At 70.4% G+C, this 22,415-nt stretch carries 18 protein-coding genes; 9 read left to right on the forward strand and 9 right to left on the reverse strand.

Going from position 1 to position 22,415, the window contains the following annotated elements:
• Window positions 1-196: 196 nt before the first annotated feature.
• Both ACWDX9_RS40935 and ACWDX9_RS40940 read right to left on the reverse strand, forming a co-directional pair.
• A complete protein-coding gene (locus ACWDX9_RS40935; RefSeq protein WP_449964274.1) occupies window positions 197-2,251 on the reverse strand; it encodes a hypothetical protein in 2,055 nt (684 codons plus the stop codon).
• Window positions 2,252-2,480: 229 nt separating this feature from the next.
• Window positions 2,481-2,837 (reverse strand): winged helix-turn-helix transcriptional regulator, encoded by a 357-nt coding sequence (locus ACWDX9_RS40940; protein ID WP_449964276.1) that lies wholly within the window; start codon window positions 2,835-2,837, stop codon window positions 2,481-2,483.
• Window positions 2,838-2,969: 132 nt separating this feature from the next.
• Between ACWDX9_RS40940 and ACWDX9_RS40945 the strand changes: the two genes are divergently transcribed.
• Window positions 2,970-3,707, forward strand: coding sequence for an SDR family oxidoreductase (locus tag ACWDX9_RS40945; RefSeq protein ID WP_449964278.1), 738 nt, complete (start codon window positions 2,970-2,972; stop codon window positions 3,705-3,707).
• Here the strand turns inward: ACWDX9_RS40945 and ACWDX9_RS40950 are convergent.
• On the reverse strand, window positions 3,686-4,381 hold the full coding sequence (locus ACWDX9_RS40950; RefSeq protein ID WP_449964281.1) for a DUF899 domain-containing protein: 696 nt from the start codon (window positions 4,379-4,381) through the stop codon (window positions 3,686-3,688). The genes ACWDX9_RS40945 and ACWDX9_RS40950 overlap by 22 nt on opposite strands.
• 189 nt (window positions 4,382-4,570) lie before the next feature.
• Here ACWDX9_RS40950 and ACWDX9_RS40955 point away from each other — a divergent pair, with 189 nt between their 5' ends.
• Window positions 4,571-6,571, forward strand: a complete 2,001-nt coding sequence (locus tag ACWDX9_RS40955) for a serine/threonine-protein kinase (RefSeq protein ID WP_449964283.1) — start codon at window positions 4,571-4,573, stop codon at window positions 6,569-6,571.
• A gap of 80 nt (window positions 6,572-6,651) precedes the next feature.
• Here the strand turns inward: ACWDX9_RS40955 and ACWDX9_RS40960 are convergent, their stop codons facing one another.
• Together ACWDX9_RS40960 and ACWDX9_RS40965 are read right to left on the reverse strand one after the other, a co-directional pair.
• Window positions 6,652-7,182 (reverse strand): hypothetical protein, encoded by a 531-nt coding sequence (locus ACWDX9_RS40960; protein ID WP_449964286.1) that lies wholly within the window; start codon window positions 7,180-7,182, stop codon window positions 6,652-6,654.
• Between the two features lie 129 nt (window positions 7,183-7,311).
• Entirely contained in the window at window positions 7,312-8,001 is a 690-nt protein-coding gene (locus ACWDX9_RS40965; protein ID WP_449964290.1) for a TetR/AcrR family transcriptional regulator, read from the reverse strand.
• A gap of 73 nt (window positions 8,002-8,074) precedes the next feature.
• Here ACWDX9_RS40965 and ACWDX9_RS40970 point away from each other — a divergent pair, with 73 nt between their 5' ends.
• Together ACWDX9_RS40970 and ACWDX9_RS40975 are read left to right on the forward strand one after the other, a co-directional pair.
• Complete coding sequence (locus ACWDX9_RS40970; RefSeq protein ID WP_449964293.1) at window positions 8,075-9,604, forward strand: FAD-dependent monooxygenase; 1,530 nt, start codon at window positions 8,075-8,077, stop codon at window positions 9,602-9,604.
• Window positions 9,605-9,616: 12 nt separating this feature from the next.
• On the forward strand, window positions 9,617-10,231 hold the full coding sequence (locus ACWDX9_RS40975) for a type 1 glutamine amidotransferase domain-containing protein (protein WP_449964296.1): 615 nt from the start codon (window positions 9,617-9,619) through the stop codon (window positions 10,229-10,231).
• Window positions 10,232-10,233: 2 nt separating this feature from the next.
• On the opposite strand, the gene ACWDX9_RS40980 is transcribed toward ACWDX9_RS40975, so the two are convergent.
• Window positions 10,234-11,277, reverse strand: a complete 1,044-nt coding sequence (locus tag ACWDX9_RS40980; protein ID WP_449964299.1) for an FAD-dependent monooxygenase — start codon at window positions 11,275-11,277, stop codon at window positions 10,234-10,236.
• Window positions 11,278-11,341: 64 nt separating this feature from the next.
• On the opposite strand from ACWDX9_RS40980, the gene ACWDX9_RS40985 reads away from it, so the two are divergent.
• Window positions 11,342-11,923, forward strand: coding sequence for a TetR/AcrR family transcriptional regulator (locus ACWDX9_RS40985; protein ID WP_449964302.1), 582 nt, complete (start codon window positions 11,342-11,344; stop codon window positions 11,921-11,923).
• Window positions 11,924-11,946: 23 nt separating this feature from the next.
• Here ACWDX9_RS40985 and ACWDX9_RS40990 read toward each other — a convergent pair whose 3' ends face one another.
• The gene (locus tag ACWDX9_RS40990) at window positions 11,947-12,558 is read right to left on the reverse strand and encodes a TetR/AcrR family transcriptional regulator (RefSeq protein ID WP_449964305.1); all 612 of its coding nucleotides are present in this window, start codon (window positions 12,556-12,558) and stop codon (window positions 11,947-11,949) included.
• 93 nt (window positions 12,559-12,651) lie between these two features.
• Here ACWDX9_RS40990 and ACWDX9_RS40995 point away from each other — a divergent pair, with 93 nt between their 5' ends.
• Both ACWDX9_RS40995 and ACWDX9_RS41000 read left to right on the forward strand, forming a co-directional pair.
• A complete protein-coding gene (locus tag ACWDX9_RS40995) occupies window positions 12,652-13,611 on the forward strand; it encodes an oxidoreductase (RefSeq protein WP_449964308.1) in 960 nt (319 codons plus the stop codon).
• Window positions 13,608-14,222, forward strand: coding sequence for a hypothetical protein (locus ACWDX9_RS41000; protein ID WP_449964310.1), 615 nt, complete (start codon window positions 13,608-13,610; stop codon window positions 14,220-14,222). The genes ACWDX9_RS40995 and ACWDX9_RS41000 overlap by 4 nt, the downstream gene beginning before the upstream one ends.
• Window positions 14,223-14,292: 70 nt before the next feature.
• On the opposite strand, the gene ACWDX9_RS41005 is transcribed toward ACWDX9_RS41000, so the two are convergent.
• Complete coding sequence (locus ACWDX9_RS41005) at window positions 14,293-15,282, reverse strand: aldo/keto reductase family protein (protein ID WP_449964313.1); 990 nt, start codon at window positions 15,280-15,282, stop codon at window positions 14,293-14,295.
• A gap of 974 nt (window positions 15,283-16,256) precedes the next feature.
• Between ACWDX9_RS41005 and ACWDX9_RS41010 the strand changes: the two genes are divergently transcribed.
• Entirely contained in the window at window positions 16,257-17,075 is an 819-nt protein-coding gene (locus tag ACWDX9_RS41010) for an NAD(P)H-binding protein (protein ID WP_449964316.1), read from the forward strand.
• Between the two features lie 21 nt (window positions 17,076-17,096).
• A complete protein-coding gene (locus tag ACWDX9_RS41015) occupies window positions 17,097-18,500 on the forward strand; it encodes an epoxide hydrolase family protein (protein WP_449964319.1) in 1,404 nt (467 codons plus the stop codon).
• A gap of 221 nt (window positions 18,501-18,721) precedes the next feature.
• Here ACWDX9_RS41015 and ACWDX9_RS41020 read toward each other — a convergent pair.
• Window positions 18,722-22,415, reverse strand: a 3,694-nt coding sequence (locus ACWDX9_RS41020) for an AAA family ATPase (RefSeq protein ID WP_449964321.1), incomplete at its 5' end; no start/stop codon positions are given.

Genomic DNA, 22,415 nt, shown 5'->3' on the forward strand with positions numbered 1-22,415 from the left:
CCTCCGGGACCAGCAGCTCCACCAGCGGCTGCGTCGCTCTGGGCAGGTGCGCCGTGGCGGCGTCGCCGCCGGACAGCGACCGGACGCCGACCGGGCCGTCGGGTGAGACGTCGAGCACGACCCGCAGGCTCGGGTGGCCCCAGACGACGCTGGTGTTCATGGATCTCCTCTGCTGCTTCTTACCGGCCGGCTTGTCTCAGCCGACCGGCTTGGCGATCTGGATGCGGTCGATGTCGGGCGCGTAGCCGGTGGAGGCGTTGCCGAACGTGATCGTGTTCGCTCCGGCGGCCAGGGTGACGTCCACGACCGTGGTCCGGTAGTTCGACCAGCCCAGCGTGTTGCGGAAGTAGTGCCGCTGGGCCGCGCCGCCGTTGACCGAGATGTCGGCGTAGCGGTCGACGATGTTGCTGTTGTAGTTGGTGGCGCCCTCGCCCAGCTCGCCGTTGGCGTAGGTGACGACCAGGCGGTAGCGGCCGGCCGAGGCGACGGTGACGTTGTTGAAGCGCAGCGTGTTGGCCGCGCCGGCGCCGACGTAGCCGACGTACTTACCGCCCGAGGCGGCGGAGTTGGCCGCGACCCTGGCGGCGCCGCCGAGCGTGTTGGCGCTGGACTCGGCCTCGTACGCGGTGATCGTCCCCGTCGTCGCCGACACGTCGAGGTAGTCGACGTTGACGCCGGCGGCGCTGACGTCCAGACGGTTGATCCCCGCGGTCAGGAACACCTTGGTGGTGACGGTGCTCCAGCTCGCGGCGGCGGGCAGGCTGACGTCGGTCAGATCGGAGCCGTTGAGCCGCAGCTTGGCCGTGCGGGCGGCGGAGGCGGAGTAGCGCAGGTCCACGTTGTAGTAGCCGTCCGAGGGGGCGGTGACCACGAACTTGGCGCCGCCGTCCGCGGAGGAGACCGGGCCGTAGGTGATCGCGCCCGGCGCGGCGGCGTACTCGGCCTCGTAGCGGGAGCCGGCGGTCGCGTCCTTGGCCGGGGTCACGATCACCTGGTACGCCGAGGAGCCCTTCAGCCCGGTGAGCGGGATCGTGATCTGGCCGCCAGACGGCGTGAAGTCCGCCTCGGTGACCTTGTACGGACCGGGGGAGGGGTTCAGCCCGGTGTTGTCCACGCCCCAGACGGCGGCGTGGACCGTGGGGCCCAGGGCACCCGGGACGCCCTTGACGACCAGGTTGGTGTCGTAGGTGCCGCTCGCCGGGTTGTTGCCGCCGAAGATCACCCTGGCCTGCTTCTTGCCCTGGTCGAGCGCGGCCAGGGCCTGGAGTGAGCCGTCGGGCGCGGGCGGGGTGACGGCCACGGTGTTGCCGGTCAGCTCGCCGTACCACTTGTACAGCCACCAGCCGCCGGTCGCCTGGTTGTTCCTGGTGACCAGGTCGTTGAGCCCGCCGGCCGTCGTCCAGTACGCCAGGCAGCCGTCGACCTTGCTGTTCTCGAACTTCGCCACGAACTGCACCAGGTTGCCCGGCACGCCGAGATCCCCGGAGAAGCGCCCGTACTCGTTGATGGTGATCGGCCTCGGGGAGATGCCCAGGCTGGACTCGATCGCCCGGTAGTCGGCGTAGTGGGTGTGCCAGCTGGTGAAGAAGTCGTCGCCGAGCTCGTGCCAGGTGGTGACGTCCGGCAGCACGGCGTTGTCCCGGGCGAACTGCATGAACGTCCGGATGTCGGCCGAGCGGTAGCTCGCGAAGTTCGGGCCCGCGATGCGGGCGCCGGGGTCGAGGGAGCGGATCCGGCGGTAGACGGTCCGGTAGTCGTTCATGAACCCGGTGAGGTTGCCGCCGTACCAGATCTGGTCGGGCTCGTTGAAGGGGACGTAGACGTACGAGGTGCGGTACGGGTCGGCGACGACCTTCCTGACCATCGTGTCCACCTTGGCCAGGTAGTCGTTGATGCCCAGGTTCTCGTACGGCCACTGCTTGTAGACGTCCTGCATGTAGATCTGGATCTCGCGGCCGCCGGCGCGTTTGAACATGGGGGCGATCTTGAGCGCGTCGCCGTTCGGGTGCTGCAGGCCGTCGGGCGCCTTCTGGGCGGTGACCTGCGGTTTGATGGCGGCGAGCATGCTCTCGTTCGGGATGCCCTCGTCGCCGAGCCCGTACAGGAAGCCGGTGGCTCCGTACCTGAGCGCGCCGGTCGAGCTGCCGAGATCGACGACGAGCTGAGACGCGGCCTGGGCGGGGGCGGCGTGCACGGCACCCGTCAACAGGACCACCGCCAGCATCGCTGACCAGGCATGTTTCCTCCTCATGGCGAGACAACCTCCTTGCGTGCTGCGGGCGTCAGAGCCCTTGGGGGACGTGGAGGTGCGCAGATGTGACCGGTCACATTTCTTGTTGCCTGAGTGTGACCGCTCACATTGCCGAGGAGAAGACCCTGTTACCAGGTTGTTACCGGCAAATCTCGCGCGAGAGTCCGCCGCGTGCGCGGGATACGGCCCGGTGGCTTCGTGTTCAGTCGATGCTCCGCGGCGGAGCCGCTCAGGGAGTTTCCTGTTCGTACACGGCCTGGGCGGCGAGGATGTCGCCCGCATGGTCCCGGATCCAGTCGGACAGGGTCTGGAGCGGCTCGGTGATCCCCTCGCCGAGGGCGGTCAGGCCGTAGCTGACCTGTGGCGGCCTGGTGTGGGTGACCGTTCGGCGGACGAAGCCGTCGCGTACGAGAGTGCGCAGCGTCTGGGACAGCATCTTCTCGCTGATCCCCTCGATCTTGGTGCGCAGTTCGTGGAACCGTAGCGGGCCGCCGCGGACGGCCGTCAGCACGAGCACCGCCCAGCGACTGGTGACGTGGTCGAGCACCATGCGCGCCGGGCAGTCCCTGTGAAACGCGTCACTCATACCTCGTGCCACCCCTTGATGAGCAGAAAGCCGACGGCAAGGTATGGAGCTTACCAAGAGGTAGGTACTTTCTTCTGGAATGCTCAATACCTAGAGTCTGCCCCCGAAGCCGTAGAGCAGGGGAGGCATGACATGCGACGCATCGCACTCATCACCGGCGCGGGACGCGGTATCGGTGCCGCGACAGCGCATGAGCTGGGCCGTCGCGGTTTCCACGTGATCGTCAACTATCGCGCCGACACGTCGGCGGCCGCCTCGGTGGTCAAGCAGGTCCAGGCGGCCGGCGGTACGGCGCAGGCTGTCCAGGCCGACGTCCGCGACTCTGGCCAGGTGGCCGAACTCGTCGAGGCCTGCGCGCGGGTGGACGCGCTGGTCTGCAACGCCAACATCCCCCCGCCGTTCGGCCCGCTGGCCGAGATGTCGTGGGAGGACTTCGCCGGCAAGGTCACCGGGGAGCTCGCCGGGGTCTTCCACATCACCCAGCGGGCACTCGACCGCATGCGCGAGCAGGGCGACGGCCGAATCGTCTACGTCTCCAGCCTCAGCGCCGATCTGGTACGTCCGGGCGCGGTCGCGCATGCGACGGCGAAGGCGGCGCTCAACACCTTTGCCCAGCACGTCGCTGCCGAGGCCGGTGCCTGGGGAATCCGGGTGAACGTCGTGGCGCCGGGCGCGGTCCGTACCGAAGCCAGCGCCATGATGCGAACGCCCGAGACGGAGGCGGCGCTGGGGCGCCGCTCGGTCCTCGGCCGGATGGTCGATCCCCAGGACGTCGCCGCGGTGATCGGCTCCATCCTTGACGGCGGCTTCGACGCCGTGACCGGCGCCCGTATCCCGGTGGACGCGGGCTACCGGGTCCTGTCCGGCTGACGGCCCTCGCCCGCGCCGTACTCGTCGTGCCAGTTCCACCACTGGTACGGCGGGGTCTGGGGATAACCCTCGGGGGAGTCCTCCCACTCCTCCTGCCGCCCGAGCGCGGTCATGTCGAGGTAGCTCCAGGTGCTCCCCAGCGCCTCGTCGCCGCGGTCGTTGATGAAGTAGGTGCGGAACACCCTGTCGCCGTCGCGGATGAACGCGTTCGTGCCGTGCCACTCGTTCACGCCGAAGTCGGCGTCGAAGTCGTCGGTCAGGGTGTACCAGGGCATCGTCCAGCCCATCCGCGCCTTCACCCGCGCGATGTCCGGCTGGGGCGCGCGGGAGACGAAGACGAGAGTGGTGTCACGCGCGTTCAGATGGGCGAGGTGCCCGACATGATCGGCCACCATGGAACACCCGACGCACGCGTGATCGGGCCAGCCGTGCACGCCGGGATCGAAGAAGGCGCGGTAGACGACCAGCTGGCGACGGCCCTCGAACAGGTCCGGCAGGCTCGCCTTACCCGCCGGCCCGTCGAACTCGTAGTCTTTCTCCACCGCCAGCCACGGCATCCGCCGGCGCTCCGCGGCCAGCGCGTCCCGGGCGTGGGTCAGCTCCTTTTCCTTGACGAGCAACCGACGGCGCGCTGCCTCCCACTCCTGTGGCGTGACGATCGCGGGTGTCTTCATGGTGTCGTTCGCCTTCCCGTCCAGTTCCGCGTTCCCCTCCCCATCCCCGTCGGGATGATCCTTCAACGCTAGGTGTTGGGCGATCGACACCACTTATGCCCATAGGCAACTGCTTTTGCGTCATCATGCGGACATATACCTTTTGAGCAGCCGAGTGGATCCTCCCTGACCCCAGGAGAAGATTGCCTCATGTCCGGTCCGCGCCCGTTGGCCGAGAACGATCCCCGGCAGATCGGGGACTATCGACTGATCGGCGTGCTGGGCGTGGGCGGGCAGGGGGTCGTCTATCTGGGGCAGGCCCCCTCGGGCCGGCAGGTGGCCGTCAAGACGCTGCACGCCCGGATGGCCTCCGAGCCCGAAGCCCTGGACCGGTTCCTGCGCGAGACCGAGATAGCCAGGTCCGTGGCGGCGTTCTGCACGGCGCGGGTCGTCGACGCCGGGATCGCCGACCGGGCGCCCTACCTGGTCAGCGAGTACGTACAGGGCCCGTCCCTGGACGAGCTCGTGACCCGGGAGGGGCCGCGCACGGGCGGCGGGCTGGACCGGTTGGCGATCACCACCCTGGTCGCGCTCGACGCGATCCACCGGGCCGGCATCGTGCACCGGGACTTCAAGCCCAGCAACGTGATCATGGGCCAGGAGGGCCCCGTCGTCATCGATTTCGGCATCGCCCGGGTGCTGGACCACTCCACCACGGGACCCGGCCTGATCGGCACCCCGGCCTACCTGTCGCCCGAACAGCTCAACGGAGAGCCGGCCGGGGCCGCCTCGGACGTGTTCGCCTGGGCCGCGACCATGGTGTACGCCGCCACCGGGCACCGGGCCTTCTCCGGCACGGTCACCGCGGGAGTCCTCAACGCGATCATGACCCGCGAGCCCGACCTGGCAGGCGTCCCCGACCGCCTCCGTCCCCTCCTGGCCGCCGGCCTGGCCAAGGATCCCGCGTCCCGGCCGAGCATCACCGACCTGTTCACCGCGCTCACCCACGAGACCCCCCTCCAGGACACGGGTTCCCGGCGTCCCGCACCGCCGCCCGAAAACGCCCCGCGCCGCCGCCGTCAACGTCCGCCCGGCTTGGCGAAGGTGTTCGCGGCGGCCGCCGTCGTCCTCGCGATCCCCGTGGCCTTGTGGCTGGCGTCCATCCTGACCGGGGGCCTCCCCGGCACCACGCTCTCCACCGCCGGCGCGAAGCCCTCCACGACGGGCGCGCCGTTCGGCACCCTGATCCGCGAGCCCGTCAACGGCCGGCAGCGGTGGGTGCTGTCGCTGGCCGTCGGACAGTGGGACGGCCGTCCCGTGGTCGCCTCGGGAGGCTACGACGGCACGGTGCTGATATCGGATCTCGCCACCGGCGTACCCCTCCACTCCCCGTTCGCGGGGCATCAGGGTCCGGTCTGGTCGGTGGCGACAGGGCAGGTGAACGGCCGCCCGGTCGTCGTCTCCGGCAGTCGCGACGGCACCGTACGCGTCTGGGACCAGACCACCGGCGAACCGATCGGCAAACCCTTCCAAGGCCATCGGGGCTCGGTCGAATCGGTGGCGGTCGGGCAGGTGAACGGCCGCCCCGTGGCGGTGTCCGGCGGTCTCGACGGTACGGTGCAGGTTTCGGACCTGGCCACCGGCGACCGGGTCGGCGACCCCGTCGGCACCGGCCGCGGCTGGGTGCTGTCGGTGGCGGTGGGCGAGGTGAACGGCCGCCCGATCGTGGTCTCCGGGGACGTCGACGGCACCATCCTGATGACGGACCTGGCCACCGGCACTCCCATGGCCAGACGCGTCAACGCTCACGACGGGCCGGTCGAATCGGCGACGGTGGCGCGACTCGACGGCCGCCCGGTGGCGATCTCCGGCGGCGGGAAGGGCGATCACACCGTACGCGTCTGGGACCTGGCCACGGGCGAACCGATCGGCCGGCCCTTCAGGGGCCACCGGAGCTGGGCGCTCGGCCTGGCCGCAGCGCAGCTGAGCGACGGCCGCCCGATCGTGGTCTCCGGCGGCTACAACGACCAGACCGTACGGGTGTGGGACCTGGCGACCGGCAAGCCGATCGGCGAACCCTTCAAAGGCCACGTGGGCCTGATCGAAGCGGTGGCAACCGGACACCTGGACGGCTGCCTGGTGGCGGTCTCCGGGGGCAACGACGGCAGGGTCCGGGTCTGGAGCCTGAGCTCCCCGTACCCATCTCCATGAACGGATTCCATCGACAGAGCCCGCCTCAGCGAGCTCCCCGCAGGTCTCACGGTCTCGGCCGAGCACCTGTGAAGGGGCCGCTACCCGAGGCAGTCCTGAGCGGTCAGGACCAGGGTCACACCGAGGACCATTCTCTTCGACACGAGGAAGACGTAGGACGCCTTGGGGTTGCCCGGCACGGTGGCGAAGGTGCCGTACAGCGCATTCTGCTTCAGGTTGGGGTAGGCGGCCTTCAACTGCGCGGGAGTGGCGCCTATGCCGATGCCCTGGGGCGTTTTGACGCCGCGGCCGGGCGCGGAGATCGTGACCACGCCCTGCTTCTTCGAAATGTACATCCCTGCCCGGTTGCCGCTGTACCGCCGCTCCTTCAGGTCATAAGTCGAGCACTTGGTGGGGACGTTGATGGTCTTGCGGACGATCCTCCCGGTCGCCCTGGCCCGCGCCTCCGTCATCCCGAGCTTGAGGTTGCCGTACCCGAACGGCCCTAGCGTCCTCTTCTGGGCGGTGGCGGCGGCGTTCGCCGCGGGCGCGACGCCTGCCATCATGACGCCTGCGGCCAGCGCCGCAACCAGCGCCGACCGGCCGATTTGTTGGGCTTTGGACTGCTTCACAGCACTTCTTCCGTGATCATGACTGCAAACTGTAGCCCGAACGCGGCAGGGGGTGCCGGTGATTGACGAGATCATCGGATGTCTTCGCGAACGTTGAGGTGCGCGTCCCGTACCACCGACGCTCTGGCTTCAGAGACGGCCCGATCGCGGTCGCGATGCTTGGGGACGGGGTCGTGTCCCCAGCAGCGGTAGCCACACCTCGTCCACGATCTCGACGATCGACTCGTCCGGCACCGCGCGCATCGTCGTGAGCAGGTCGTGGCGCAGCAGGTCGAACGGCAGGTTCACCACGCGGGACGGGCGTGGCACGTCGGGCAGCTCGCCGCGCTCGACCGCGTGGGCGACGATCGTCTCGAAGGCGGTCGCCTGGCCCGGCGGGAGGAGGGTGCGGCGCAGCTCGCTGAAGCTGGTGCCGGCGTCGCGGAAGTAGTCCGCCAGCTGCACGCTCATGAACGTGATCGTGGGCGCGCGGTCGGCGTTGGCGTTGCGCAGGAAGCCGATCGCGTCGTCGCGGAGGCTGCCGGTGTCGGGCACCGCGATCGGCTGCCAGAACTTGGTGAGCGTGGCCAGCAGCAGGTCGTCGCGCTGCGGCCAGCGCCGGTAGAGCACGGGACGGCTCGTGCCGGCGCGGGCGGCGACCGCTTCGTAGGTGAAGCCGTGGTATCCGTGCTCGATCAGCACCTCCCACGCGGCGTCGAGGATCGCGTCCTCGAGCTCGGAGCCACGGCGACGGGATGCGCCGCCGTCGGCACGGCGTTCCGCCGCCTGCGCCCCGACCGTCCCGCGCTCATCCGCGATCCGCTCGTACTTAGGATCCACTTGCGTATCTTATCGCGGTGACTTACGGTGTCCGCCGTTAGATACAGTCGCGTATCCTAAGGAGGCGTCAGGGATGTTCGACGTCATCATCGTCGGCGGTGGACCCGCCGGCCTCTTTCTGGCCTGCGAGCTCCGCCTCGCGGGGGTCCGGCCCCTGATTCTGGAACGACGGCCGGAACCGGACCCGGCAGACAAGGCACACGGCCTCGCCGGCCAGGTCGTGCGGTTACTGGACAACCGCGGCCTCTTGGAACGCTGTGGGGGCCGAGGAGCACCGGTGCCTGCGCCCGGGTTCTTCTTCGGCGGGATGCCGCTGCCGCTGCACGTGCTCGGCGACGAGAACCCGATGTATCTCCTTCCGGTCAACCAGCGTGACCTGGAACGGGTGCTCGGCGAGCGCGCGGCGGAACTCGGCGCGGATGTCCGGCGAGGTTGGGACGTGCTGTCCTTCAGCCAGAACGATGACCAGGTCGACGTCGTGGCACGCGGTGCGGACGGAATCGAGACGACCTTCACAACTCGATACGTCGTCGGCTGCGACGGCGGCCACAGCCTGGTGCGCAGGCAGGCGGGAATCGCCTTCCTCGGCACCAGCGACGACAACGTCGTCGACCGGACGGCACTCATCGGGCCGAGCGACCGCTTCCGTTTCGCGCCGGGGGGACGGATCGTGATCGAGGGCCTCGGCGAGATCCCGGCGCATTTCCACCGTACCGAGCGGGGCGTTTTCACCCTCCTCGCGCACGACCCGGAGCGGCCGCTGGTCAACACGGCCGAATGGGACGATCACCCGGCAGGCGATTTCCCGGGGCCGGGTGCGCCGATGACGATGGCCGAGATGGAGGACAGCGTCGAACGGGTCCTCGGAGTGCGCCTGCCCCTGACTCCGCCACCCGAGGGCGCCCCCACCTTGCTTCGCCGCCAGTGCGGCCGCAACTCGCGGCTCGCCGACCGCTACCGTGACGGCCGAGTCTTCATCGCCGGCGACGCCGCACACGTCAGCCACGGGCCGACCCTGAATCTGGCGCTGCAGGACGCGGCCAACCTGGCCTGGAAACTGGCCGCCACGCTGCAGGGCTGGGCCCCGGAAGGCCTGTTGGACAGCTACGGAGCCGAACGCCACGCGAGCGGCGAACGCGTGCTCATGCACACGCAGGCCGCGACCGCCCTGATGGCACCCGGAGGCGATGTCACCGCCCTGCGCCTGCTCTTCGCGGAACTCCTCGGCCGCACCGAGAACCTGCACCTGGTCGCCGCCCTGCTGGCGGGCGCCGATGTCCGCTACGACATGGGCGAGGAACACCCCGCCGCGCCCACGGGCTGGTTCGTACCATCCCTTGAGCTGACCACCGACGACGGACACACGCGGCGCCTCGCTGAGCTCCTGCGCGACGCCCGCCCCCTGCTTCTCGACCTCACCGGTGGGAACGACCTCGCCGCCACCGCGGAGCCCTGGAACGACCGGGTGCGCCGCGTGACCGCAACCGTCGCCGACGCGCCGGCACCCGCATTGCTCATCCGGCCGGACGGCTACGTCGCCTGGGCAGGCGCGGACCCCGACGGCCTGAAGGCGGCCCTCACCCGCTGGTTCAGCCCGGGCTGAGGTCCGTCGTCTGTGGCCCAACGGCGGCCCGAGGGCGAAGTTCGGGCCGCCTACTTCCCGTCGGAGATCGTCGTCGCCACGCCCGGCGGAGTGGTCCCGACCGTCGACATGATGAGCCTGCGCCCCGAAATGGCCGGTAGCGCTCAGATCGCTCTCGACCTGGAGGCGATCATCCGCTCCGCGGAGGAGATGCGACGGCCGATCCGGTTGGCGAACGCCCGGCCGGAGGACTACGACGCGGCCTACTTCCCCGGCGGCCACGGCCCCATGGAAGACCTGTGCGTCGACGCGGACGCCGGCCGGCTGCTGACCGAGGCGCTGGCCTCCGGCAAGCCCCTGGCCGTCGTCTGCCACGCCCCGGCGGCGATGCTGGCGACCAGGATCCGTGGCGTGTCGCCCTTCGCCGGCTACCGGGTCACCGCGTTCACCAACGAGGAGGAGAACGCGGTCGGTCTCGCCCCCAGGGCCCGCTGGCTGCTGGAGGACGAGCTCATCGACCTTGGCGTCGACTTCACCAAGGGCGAGGTGTGGAAGCCGTACACGGTGGTCGACCGCAACCTGTTCACCGGCCAGAACCCGGCCTCGGCAGCCGTCCTGGCCGACCGGCTGCTCAAGGTCCTCTCGTAGGCTCAGATGGGCAGCATCCGCATCAGAGTGTTGCGCGGCCCTGCCAGGCGACCGGCTCCCGCCAGGCGGGTCATCCAACTGGAGGCGGTGACCATCCGCTGGGCGGCCGGGCGCCGCCGTGCGTCATAGGAGAGCAGCGCCTTCGCCACGTCGCCGGGGTGCGTACGCAGGCAGGTGGCGAGCTCGACCGCGTCGAGCAGGGCCTGGCAGGCGCCCTGCCCCAGCGCGGGTGTCATCGCGTGGGCCGCGTCTCCTACCAGCGCCACGTTCCCCGTGACGTAGGACCCCAGCGGTGGCGCCAGGTCGTAGACCTCGTGCCGCAGCACGGCGTCCGCCTCGGCGGCCGCGAGCACGCGCGGGATGGGGTCGTGCCAGCCGGCGAAGCGTGCGCGCAGGTCGTCGAGGCTCTCGCGAACCCTTTCCGGGGTGCGTACGGGCGCGTACCAGTTGGTCACCCCCGGAGCCTGCGGCGTCATCCCGAACATCTGCCCGCGCCCCCAGGTCTCGCCGTAGTCCTGCGGCTCGAAGCCCTTGATCACGCCGCGCCAGGCGACGATGCCCGCGTAGCGGGGACGGGTCACGGCGCCGAAGAACGCCTGGCGCACCGCGCTGCGCACCCCGTCGGCGCCTACCACCAGGTCGTAGTCGGCGCGCAGTGCGGCGGGATCGGTGATCTCCACGCCCGTGCTGATCGTCGCCGGGTCCACCTGCCGCACCAGCATCTCGATCAGCGAGACCCGCGACAGCATGCGGACCGGCGCCCCTCCGCGCCGTTCGATGCGCTCCAACGGCAGGTCGGCCAGGCGCCTGCCGTCGGGGGTGCGGATCTGCGCGCGCCGGTAGGGGACGGTGCGCTCGCGCAGTTGCTCGCCCAGCCCCAGCCGGTCGAGGCCGGCCTGGGCATCCGGGCGGAGGCCCAGCGCCGTGCCTTCGGCGACGACCTGAGGCCATCGCTCGAAGATCGAAACATCCCAGCCGATCGCGCGCAGTGCGATCGCGGTCGTCAGTCCTCCGACTCCGGCGCCGACGACGACAGCTCTTCTCATCTCAATCACCACACATGTGGTACCACGGCTATGGTGATTGCACAAAGGCGGGAGGATGGGGGCCATGGTGGAGAACAGGGACCGCCGCGACCGGTTGCGCGACGCGGCTATCGAGGTGCTGGCGGGGGAGGGTGGCAGAGGGCTGACCCACCGGGCGCTGGACCGTGCTGCCGAGCTGCCGGAAGGCACGGCCAAGAACTACTTCCCGACCCGCGACAGCCTGCTTCAGGCCGCCGCCGAGCGTTGCGTCGAGCGCTACTGGAGCGAGCTGCAGCAGGCCGAGATCGACACCGTCGACCAGTTGCTCGTGTTGCTGCGCCTGATGATCGAGCGGGCGATGACGGTGAACCGGTCCCGGGTCCTGGCCTACATCGAGCTGCACGCCGAGGCCGCCAGGAACCCCCAGGTGCGGGAGACTCTGGCCCGGCTCTCCCGCGCCGACCTCGACCTGCACCTAGCCGCCCAGCAGGCCGCCGGCCTCCCGGCCACCCGTGAGAGCGCCGCCATGGTGACCTTGGCCGTCAACAGCGCTTTGACCTACCTGCTCACCCAGCCGCCCGACGTGCTCGCCTCATACGGACTCGACGACCTCGACCAATTCCTGAGCCGCCTCATCGCCTCCGCCTACGCCCGCCACCGAAGCTGACCGGCGATCTGGGCCGGGCCGTGTCAGCCGTTGGCCGGCTGCAGGGCGCCGGCGTGCGCCGCGGCGAGCGTGACGCGCACCGCCTGGTCGGCGGTCGTCTCGTCTACCGGTTCGGCGGTGATGAGCAGGCGCAGGTAGATCGGTGCGGCCAAGGTCTTCAACAACTCGGCGGGGTCGGTGCCGCCGGGAAGATCGCCGCGCTCGATGGCGCGCGTGACCACCGGTTCGGCTCTGGCCAGCCGGTCCTCGAACACGTGACGCCGAGCTGCGGCGATCTCCGGAAGATGGGCGGCCCCGGTGAACATGGCGGCGAGGAGGGCCTGCCCGGTCGGGCTGGTGAACGCCTGGGCGAGCGAGCGCGCCAGCGCCCGCAGATCGGTCTCGATCGCTCCGCTGTCGGGGACGGGGATGTCCAGCGCCATGTGCTCGGACAGGGCGTCGGTGAGCAGGCTCTCTCGATCTTTCCACCGCCGGTACACCGTCGTCTTGTGGACTCCGGCGCGCTGGGCGATGTTCTCGATGGTCAATGCGGCATAGCCCTTGTCCACGAGCTCGGCGAGCGTGGCGGCGTGGACGGCGGCGCGTACTTTGGCGCCGCGGCCGACCGGCCTGGCGGTGGAAGGATCGGACTGCATTGCAACTCCAAGTTGCGATATTCGGACGCTGCTGACAGGATGAATGTATCGCAACTCGAAGTTGCGCTACATATTCACTTGGGGTGATACATCATGCGCAACTCTCCCTCCAGGACACTCCGTACCATCCCCGACCAGACCGGGCGCGTCGCCGTGGTGACCGGAGCCAACAGCGGCATCGGCTACGTGACCGCCCGCGAGCTGGCCCGTCGTGGCGCGTACGTCGTGCTGGCCTGCCGCGATCCCGAACGCGGCCGGGCCGCCCTCACCCGCATGCGGGGTGAGGTGCCCGGCGCTCAGGTGGAGCTGCGCCGGGTGGACCTGGGCAGCCTGGCCTCCATCCGGGAGTTCGCCGCCGGTTGGGACCGCGGCCGGATCGATCTGCTGGTCAACAACGCCGGGGTGGCGATGGTGCCGTACGCGCTGACCATCGACGGGTTCGAGTCGCAGTTCGGCGTCAACCACCTGGGCACCTTCGCCCTGACCGGTCTGCTCCTGCCGCAGCTGCTCGCCGCGCCCGATCCGCGGGTGGTCACCGTCAGCAGCGAGGGCCACCGCTTCGCCCGCTTCGACCTGGCCAACCTCAACGCCGAACGCGGCTACCGGACGGCGTTCGCCTACGTGCAGTCCAAGCGGGCCAACCTCTACTTCGCGATGGAGCTGCAGCGCCGGGCCGACGCCGCCGGACAGCGGTTGCGCAGCATGGCGGTCGCACCCGGGCTGACCCGCACCAACGTGCTCACCGGCGGCGCCAACAGCGGCAGGGGACGGCTGTATGCGGCCCTTGCCCGCCTGCTGGTGCGCGTGGCCTTCCGGCCCACCCCGGAAGGGGCGAAGACCTCCCTGTACGCGGCGACCGCGCCGGATTTGCCCGGCGGCAGCTACATCGTTCCCGACGGGCCGCTGCAACTGCGCGGAGAGCCCACCGGTCGCACTCGTGAGCGCGCCATCCGCGACACGGCCACAGCCGCACGCCTCTGGCAGTTGTCCGAACGCCTGACCGGCGTCACCTACGCTCTGTCCGCAGCCACCGTGGATAGGGTGCGGGGGTGAGCGCACCCCGAGCCTCCTGGCGTAACACCACCCATGACTGGGCGGCCGACGTCGACCTCGGCCACCTCTCCCACATCCGGGAGAACCCCGACGAGTTCGCCCCCGGCGGCGTCCGGCACCTGATCCTCGAAGTCCTCGCCTACCCGGCCGACGAGGCGGCGAGCACCGGCGCCGGACGCTGCACCGTCACCCTCCACGCCGACGGCTCGGTGTCCGTGGCCGACGAGGGGCGAGGCACCGACACCCGCTTCGACGAGCAGGGGCGGCCGGTGAAGAAGCCCGTCATGGCGTCCAAGGACCTGCGCTTCTTCGACGACCCGGGCGCGGAGGTGCTTGCCGACGGGCATCCGCGCCGCGGCATGTCCGTCGTCGCCGCGCTCAGCGACTGGCTCGTCCACACCAACCGCCGCCTCAACGGGTCCTGGATCCAGCGGTACGAGCACGGCGTCCCCGTCACCGGCCTGGAGCCCATCGCCGGCGACGGCACCACGGGGACGACCGTGCACTTTCTTCCCGGCGCGCACCTGCCCCCGCTCGCCGACGACCTGTGCCGCTTTGCGAGCGCGTGGCCTGGCCTGACCGTGATCGTCGACGACCTGCGTGGTGGCTGACTGATCGGGGTCTGCGCCGTCTTCCGGATCAAGATCAACCTGTGCCCGGGTGGAGCTGGGCGTGGGCCCTTTACGGGCTCGTCGTCAGCGCCGGGTTCGTTTCGACGACGCCGTCCAGCACCTGATCGATGCGCGCCATAAGGTCGGCGTCGAGCCGGACACCGGCCGCTTCGACGTTCTCCCGCACCTGCTCGGGCCGCGATGCCCCGATGATCGCCGAGGCCACGTTCGGGCGCTGCAACACCCAGGCCAGCGCGAGCTGTCCCAGCGACAGCCCGGCCTCATCGGCCTGGGGACGCAGCCGCTGCACCCGTTCCAGCACGTCCTCGCGCAGGAAGGGCTGGATGAAACTGCCCGCACCGTTCAGGTCCGCGCCGCGCGACCCGGCGGGGGCGGGCTGCCCCGGCCGATACTTGCCCGTCAGTACGCCCTGCGCGACAGGGGACCAGGCGAGCTGGCTGAGCCCTTCCCGTTCGCACGCCGGCACTACCTCAGCCTCGACCACCCGCCACAACGCGCTGTACTGCGCCTCGTTGGAGACCAACGGCACGTGCAGCTCCCGGGCGAGCGCGGCGCCCCTCGTGATCTGCTCGGCCGTCCATTCGGAGACGCCGACATAGAGCACATGGCCCTGCCTGACCAGATCGGCGAACGCCATCATGGTCTCCTCCAGCGGCACCGTCCGGTCGAATCGATGCGCCTGGTACACATCGAGATAGTCGGTGCCCAGCCGCCGCAGTGACGCGCGTGCCGACTCCATGACGTGCTTGCGGCCCAGACCTTTGTCATTGGGCCCGCCCGGCCCGGTGGGCCAGAACACCTTCGTGGATATCTCGAGGCTTTCCCGCCGCTGTCCTTTCAGCACGCGGCCGAGCACCGACTCGGCTGCGGTGTTCGCGTACGCGTCCGCGGTGATGAATGTGGTGATGCCCGCGTCCAGCGCCGCCGTGACGCACGCTCGCGCACGTTCTTCCTGGTCCGGGGCATCATACGCGAGCCAGTGGCCGTAGGAGATCGCGCTGACGGACAGGCCGCTACGGCCTAGACGACGAAATTCCATGCATTTAAGGTAGCGCTTCATTTTGACCACTCAGGACTTTATCGAGGCGATTTGACAAATTAATTCCAGGCGCTCTCCAGGTAAATTGAGAGAGCAGGTTGAGGTGAATTTGTCAAATGTCGCTCGTCGGGCGCTCACGTGCGGGTTCGGGATCAGAGAAGGGTGTCCCCAGCGGCCGGGGTCGGAGCGGTCGTCGAAGAAGCGCGGGATCACATGAGGGCTGAGCAGGATGTCCGTGCCGGGCGGGAGGCGTTCGCCGGCGAGCGTCGTCAAGGTCGCGGTGGCCCGCATGAGGAGCAGGGCCGAGTTGAGGCGGTTGGATCTGGCCGGTGTACGGGAGGCGGGCCACGCCGGACGGGAGCCGCTCGAACGCGCGCGGCAGGAAGGCGCGCAGTGCCACGCCGCTGGTGACGACCGATCGACCTCCGCCGCGACCGGACCCGCCAGGTTCACCGAGAACAGGGTCTCGGCGGTGGCGGTGAGGGTCAGCCTGGCAGAGCGCGCGGTCGACGCGTACGGGTTCGCGCGGTTTGAACGAGCCGCTCAGGTCCCGGGCGAGCCGGGTGGTGACGCCGGCGTGCCCGGGGATATCGCCGGCGCGGAACGGCGGTTGGATCAGGCGACGGCGCCGCAGGTGGACGGGGCCCTCCAAGGTGGCCAGACTGTCGTCGATCAGAGGCCGAGCTGTCGGAACATGCGTTCCCCGAGCGCGTGCGTTCGAGCCGCCACAGCCCTCGTCCGGTACGCCATCGATGGCGGGTGCGGTCATGCGGCACGGACTGGGACGGAGCCTCCACCCGTGCCGCGAGAGCCCTTGTCCGGTACGTCATCGAGTTCCCGCCGAGAGCGGGCGCGGTCATGCGGCACGGACTGGAAGGACGGAGCCTCCACCCGTGTAGCGGGTGCTATTTCTCGTGTGGCGCCTGCCTGTCGAGACGTTCGAGATGTTCGAGATCTTCGGATGAGAGGAAAAAATGACGATTCTCGTGACCGGCGCAACCGGCACGGTCGGCCGCCAGATCGTGGCGCAGCTCGTCGCGCGTGGCGAGCGGGTCCGGGCCCTGACCAGGAACCCGGCGGCGGCGCGGCTGCCCGGGTCCGTGGAGGTGGCCTACGGCGACCTGACCGTGCCGCAGTCCCTGGGCCCCGCGCTGGAAGGCGTGACCGGGTTGCATCTGATCACCGTCGCCGGTGATGACCAGGCGGCGCTCCAGACCGGGCCCGAGCTCGTCGAGCTGGCCGCGAAGGCGGGCGTGACCCGGGTCAGCGTGCTGAGCAGCTGGGACGAGTGCTCGGTCGAGGAGGCGTTGCGGGCCGGGGATCTCGGCTGGACGCAGTTGCGCTGCGTGGAGTTCATGACCAACGCGCTCGAATGGGCCGAATCGATCCGCGAGGAGGGTGTGGTCCGGGTCTTCGGCAACCATCCAGGGGCCGTGGTGCACGAGGCCGACATCGCCGCCGTCGCGGTGGCGGCGCTGGCCGAGGAGGGGCACGCCGGGCAGTCGTACCTGATCACCGGGCCGGAGGCGCTGACCCCGGAGCGGCGGGTCCGCGTGATCGGCGAGGCCGTCGGGCGGGAGATCCGGTTCGAGGAGTTGAGCGAGACGCAGTACCGGGCGTCGATGGAGGCGTGGGGGGCGGGGGAGGAGCTGATCGAGTTCGCGGTCCGGCTCGGCGCCAACCCGCCGGACGCCGCCTCGGTCGTGCTGCCCACCGTCGAGCAGGTGACCGGCCGTCCCGGGCGCACGTTCGCCCAGTGGGCCTCGGAGCACGCCACCACCTTCCGCCCCTAGCCCATCAACCGGAGAAATATCATGACAATTCACCCTTTTCGTATTGAAGTCCCCCAGCAGGACCTGGACGACCTCCGTACCCGCCTGGCCATGACCCGCTGGCAGGACCAGCTCCCCGGCACCGGATGGGAGCGCGGCGTCCCCCTCGACTACCTCAAGAACCTGGCCGAATACTGGCGCACCGGCTACGACTGGAGCGCGCACGAGGCCAGGCTCAACGAGATCCCCCAGTTCACCGCCACGATCGACGGGCAGAACATCCACTTCGCCCACATCCGCTCCGAGAACCCGTCCGCCCTGCCGCTCATGCTCCTGCACGGCTGGCCGGGCACGTTCGTGATGTTCCTGGACGTCATCGAGCCCCTTTCGCGAGACTTCCACCTGGTCATCCCCTCCCTGCCGGGCTTCGGCTTCTCCACCCCGCTGTCCGGCCCCGGCTGGGATCCCGCCCGCACCGCCAGGGCGTTCACACAGCTGATGGCGCTGCTCGGCTATGACAGGTACGGGGTGCAGGGCGGGGACAGCGGCTCCTTCATCGCGCCGGAGATGGGCAAACACGCCCCCGGCCACGTCGTCGGCGTCCACCTCAACGCCGCCATCACCTTTCCCGTCGGTCAGGAGGGGGAGATGGACGGGCTGACGGAGGAGGAGCGGCGGCGCTGGGACACGATGCAGAACTTCAACGACGGCTACCTCCAGACCCAGTCGAAACGGCCGCAGACGGTCTCGTACGGGCTGCACGACTCGCCGGTGGGGCAGCTGGCGTGGATCATGGAGAAGTTCAAGGAGCTGACGGACCCGGTGGAGGGGTTTCCCGAGGACTCGCTCGACCGCGATCTCATGCTGACCAACGTCACCATCTACTGGCTGACCGGCACTGCGGGGTCGTCGGCGCAGTTCTATTACGAGAGCATGGGCGCGGCCGACTGGAGCGAAGCCGGCGCAGACGACTGGGCCGTCACGCCAGGCGGCGGGTCCGTCTCGAACGGCACTTCCGAAGACTGGGCCGGCGCTCCCGACGCGAATGCTCCCGACTCGGATGGTGCCTCCGATTTGGGCGGTGCCGGTGACTGGAGTGGCGCGTCCGGATCGGTTATGTCGGGCTTGGTAGCGTCCGGTTCAGGCGGTGGCGGTGGCTGGGGCGGTACGGCCGCTTCGGGGGCGTCCGACTCGGGTGGTACGTCCGACTCGGGTAGCGTGGGCGACTGGGGTGGTGCGGGGGATTGGGCTGCGGCGGCGCGGGGCACCGTGCCGACGGGCGTGCTCGTGTCCAAGCCCTGCGACGTCACCATCCGCCCCTGGGCTGAACGCGACCACAACATCGTGCACTGGGTCGAATACGACAAGGGTGGCCATTTCTTCGCCACCGAGCAGCCGGGCCTCTTCGCCGACGACGTCACCGCGTTCTTCGCGAAGCTCCGCTGAATCCGCCCGGTGACGGCGGCGGGTGCCCGGTAACCGCAACCCGGTGACATGGGTGACGCTGCCAGGCGGTGACCGTCGCTGTCGCCGCAGCCACCGGACCCAGCCGCTGGGCTCAACCGCCAGACCCGACCATTGGAGGCCGCGCCTTGGCGCGATCGCTAGGTCCAATCGCTGGGCCTGGGCGCTTGGACTCAACCGCTTGGGCTCTGTGCCCACGGCTGTCACGGTGGCCAGCGCACCTCGGGGCTGGGGTGATACCGGCATGTGGCGCCGGTGGAGAGCGAGGATCTCAGGTGGGCGGCCAGTTCCGGGTGGCGCTGGTCGAGCTGGCGCAGTGTGTTGCGGATCCGGTTGGTGACCGCCTTGCGGGCGCGTTCGGCCTCGTCGCCGAGCCGGCGCGGGCGGCCGCCCAGCCCGGCTGCTGTGCGTAGTTCGTTCAGCAGCGCCGTGCGCTCGGCGTCGAGCTCGGCCGCCCGGCGGTCGTCGCCCAGCCCGGCCGCCCGGTCGATCTCGTCGTCGAGCAGTTCCAGCCGCCTCCGGTAGCGGGTCCTGGCCTCCTCGTCCAGTACGTCGTCACCGCCCATGCTCCGGGCGGCGAGCACGACCTCGGCGCCGGCCGGGTTCAGCAGCTCGACCGCTGAGACGTCGCTTCCAGGGTGGTCGAGCAGGACGCGCAGGTCGGCCAGGCCCTTGGAGTCGGGCAGGTGCACGGTACGGCCGGCGAAGGTCAGGGTCCAGACCCCGCCGTCGAGGCGGAAGGCGTTGGCTGCGGGGCGCGGCAGGTGTACCAGCATGCCGAGGGCGGCGGCGTCCCGCTCGACCTGCGCGATCAGCGTGGAGGCGTCGTCGCCGCGCGCCTGCAGCGCCTCGGCCAGGCGGGCGCGGGACTCGATCGACCAGGGTCGGGCGCCCAGCAGGTCGGCCGCGCGACAGGCGGCGGTGAACCCTTCGACGGCCTCGTCCCAGCGTCCCTGGGCAGCGTCGAGCACCGCCGCCCAGTGCGCGAACGGCCCCTCGACGGCGACCGTGGCCGTCACGCCCCATTGGCCGACGTACGGGGTGATCGCGGCCCGTGCGCGCTCGCAGAGCACCGGATCCTTGGACAGGGCGGCCGCCTGCGCCTGGAGCCTCAGCCACAACGGCGCCATCCACCGCAGGTACTGCTCACCTGGCGTCATGACCTCCGTCAGGTGGCGCGCCGCACCCTCATCGCCGCGCTGCACCGCCGTCGCGGCGCGGTAGAGCGGGAAGTGATGGCTGCCCGCGAGCTCCATCTCCGCGAGCACGCCGTCGGCCACGTCGAAGCGGCCCCTGAGCGTCGCGGCCGACCACCGCTGCATCCAGCGCAGGTCGCGTCGCCCGATGCCTGGTTGCTCGCCCAGCTCGTAGGCGGCGTCGATGTGCGTCGCCGCCTCGTCGAAGCGTCCGGTGAGCGTGGCGAACATGGCCCTGAGAACCGTGGCCTCGTGCTGGAACAGCGCCAGCTCGGCACCTTCGGCGCGCGTGGCGAATGCCTGCACTTCGGGCAGGCACCGTGGATCACCCATCTCCAGCAGCGCCCCGACGCGCCAGGACCGCGCGGTCAGGTCCAGCCGTGGATCCCGGCTTCGCCGCGCAACGGCCGACAACTCCTCGGTGACGGCCATTCGCTCGGCCGCGCTGCCCGGCCCCCAAATGGCCCCAAGTCTGGTCAGCAGGCTGAAGCCGAGCGTCTCGTCATCCTCTCCCTGTCTGGCCAGCTCCGCCGCGACCTCGCTCAACTCCCGGGCGGCGACATCCAACCGCCCTCGACCGTAGCCGGCGGTGTCGGATGTGGTGTTACCCCTGTAAAGGGTGTCGTCTTCGCGCAGGTGGTCGATTTCGCGTGGGGCGTCGCGTTCGTGCAGCGCACTGCGGTTCCGTGTGGTGTCGCGCTGACTTGCGGTGTCGGCCGTCTCGTGGGAGGCGTCAGGGGTCGTGTGTGCGATGCCGCCGCGCAGGTTGCCCGTGATATCGCGCGAGCTTGTGGTGTTGTGCTCACCCGTGGGGTCGCCGTGCGGGCGTCTATTGACGTTGCCCCCGTGTGTGGTGTGGCCCTGGCGGGTGGTTCCGCTTTCACGTGTGGTGTCGCTCGTCTCCGGGGCGACGTGGGTGGACGTCTGCGCGATGTCGTCGCGTCGGTGTGTCGTTGGGGTGTGGTCGCGTGCCGGGCCCATTGCGCTCGCTGGGCTGGGCCTGCCCTGATCCGGCGCGCTCTGAGCCCCGGGTCGCCCGTATGCGGATTCGCCCCGTACGGGGACGGTGATCTTGTGGGCCGGCGTGTTGGCAGTGGGGGTGGGTGGGGGGACCAGGCGGTGGTGGGTCTCGTGGACGAAGTCGGTCCAGCGGCCGTGGTCGGTGTGGCCGAGGTCGTGCAGCTTCAGGGCGGTCAGGGCCAGCAGGTCGGGGTCGTCGAGGCGACGGGCGATGGCGACGGCGGCCTCCAGCGTGCGGGCGCCGGTGGCGGTGTCGCCCACCCGGTGCTGCGCCACGCCTAGGTCCAGGCCGATTGTGGCCCGTTTGCGAGCCTCTCCCGCAGGGGTCAGCTCCAGGGCGCGCCTGTAGTGGCCGACTGCTTCCTCGTTCGCCATCCGCGCCTCGGCGTCCCTGGCCGCCGTGAGGAGGAGGGCGGGAGCGTCGGATGTGGCGGCGAGGTACGCGTGGTGGGCGCGGATCGCGGGTGCTGCCGGGTCGAGGGCGCGGAGGGCGGCCGCGTGACGGGCACGGACTTCGTGCTCGTTCAGCTCGGCGTAGAGGGTCTCGCGTACGAGGTCGTGGATGAAGGCATGGTGGCCGGAGCCCAGAGAGGTGATGAGCTTGGCCGACACGGCCTGGTCGAGGGCCCGCCGCACCGAGAGCTCGGTCGCCACGAGCGACTGCCCGGCAGGAGAGGCGGCGCGAGCGGGTGAGGAACCGGATCCTCGGCAGGGCGGAGGTCCGTCAGGTGGAGAGTCGTCGGGTGTGGGCCCGTCAAGCGAGAGCTCGTAGGGAGAGGAGCCGTCGGGCGCAGGCTCGGTCGGTGCGGGCTCGTCATGCGGAGGGGCGGTGGGAGAGAAGCCGTCGGGCGCGGCCCCGTCGGATGAGGAGCGGTCGAGACAGGTGCCGTTGCATGAGATGCCGTGGAACGAGGTCCCGTGGGAGGGGAGGCCGTCGCATGAGGTGGCGTGGTGTGCAGGGCCGTGGGGTGGGGAGGGGGCGAGCGGGGAGTTGGTGGGTGGGGGAGTGAGGGCGATGTGGAGGGTGGGTTCGGTGAAGTCGCGGCCCAGGACCGCCGCCATGCGGAGCACCTCGAGCACCCCCTCCGGCAGCCGCGACAACCGCCGGCGCACGGCCGCCCCCACCCCCGGTGGGATCGTCGCGAGAGGGGTCCCGCCCTGCCACAGGCGGGCGGTCTGCTCCACGAAGAACGGGTTGCCGCCCGTGCGCCGGTGGATCTCCGTCACCAGCTCCTCGCCGGGATCCACGCCCGTGGTGTGGGCGACCAGCCGTCCCACCTCCTCCCGGTCCAGCCCCGTCAGCGTCAGGACGGTGGCCTTGGCCTCCAGGGGCAGGCTCAGCGGCCCGTCGACCTCGGCGTCACGATAGGTGCCGATCACCAGCAGCCGCTCGAACCAGGCGTGCCGCACCACGAACTCCAGCAGCCGCAGCGAGGCCGCGTCCGCCCAATGGAGGTCTTCGAGCACGATCACCACCGGCCGCTCGCGGGAGGCGTCCACCAGCAGGCCGGTCACCGCGTCGAACAGCTCGAACCCGTCCGATCCGGCCAGGCCCAGGAAAGGGCTCTGCAGCGTCGCCCCTGGCGTGAGGCGGCGGACCACCTGGACCCAGGGCCAGTAGCCCGGCGCGCCCTCGCCCTCCCAGCAGGCGCCGCCGAGCAGCCGGGCTCCCGCGCGCACG

The organism is Nonomuraea sp. NPDC003201 (assembly GCF_053590415.1).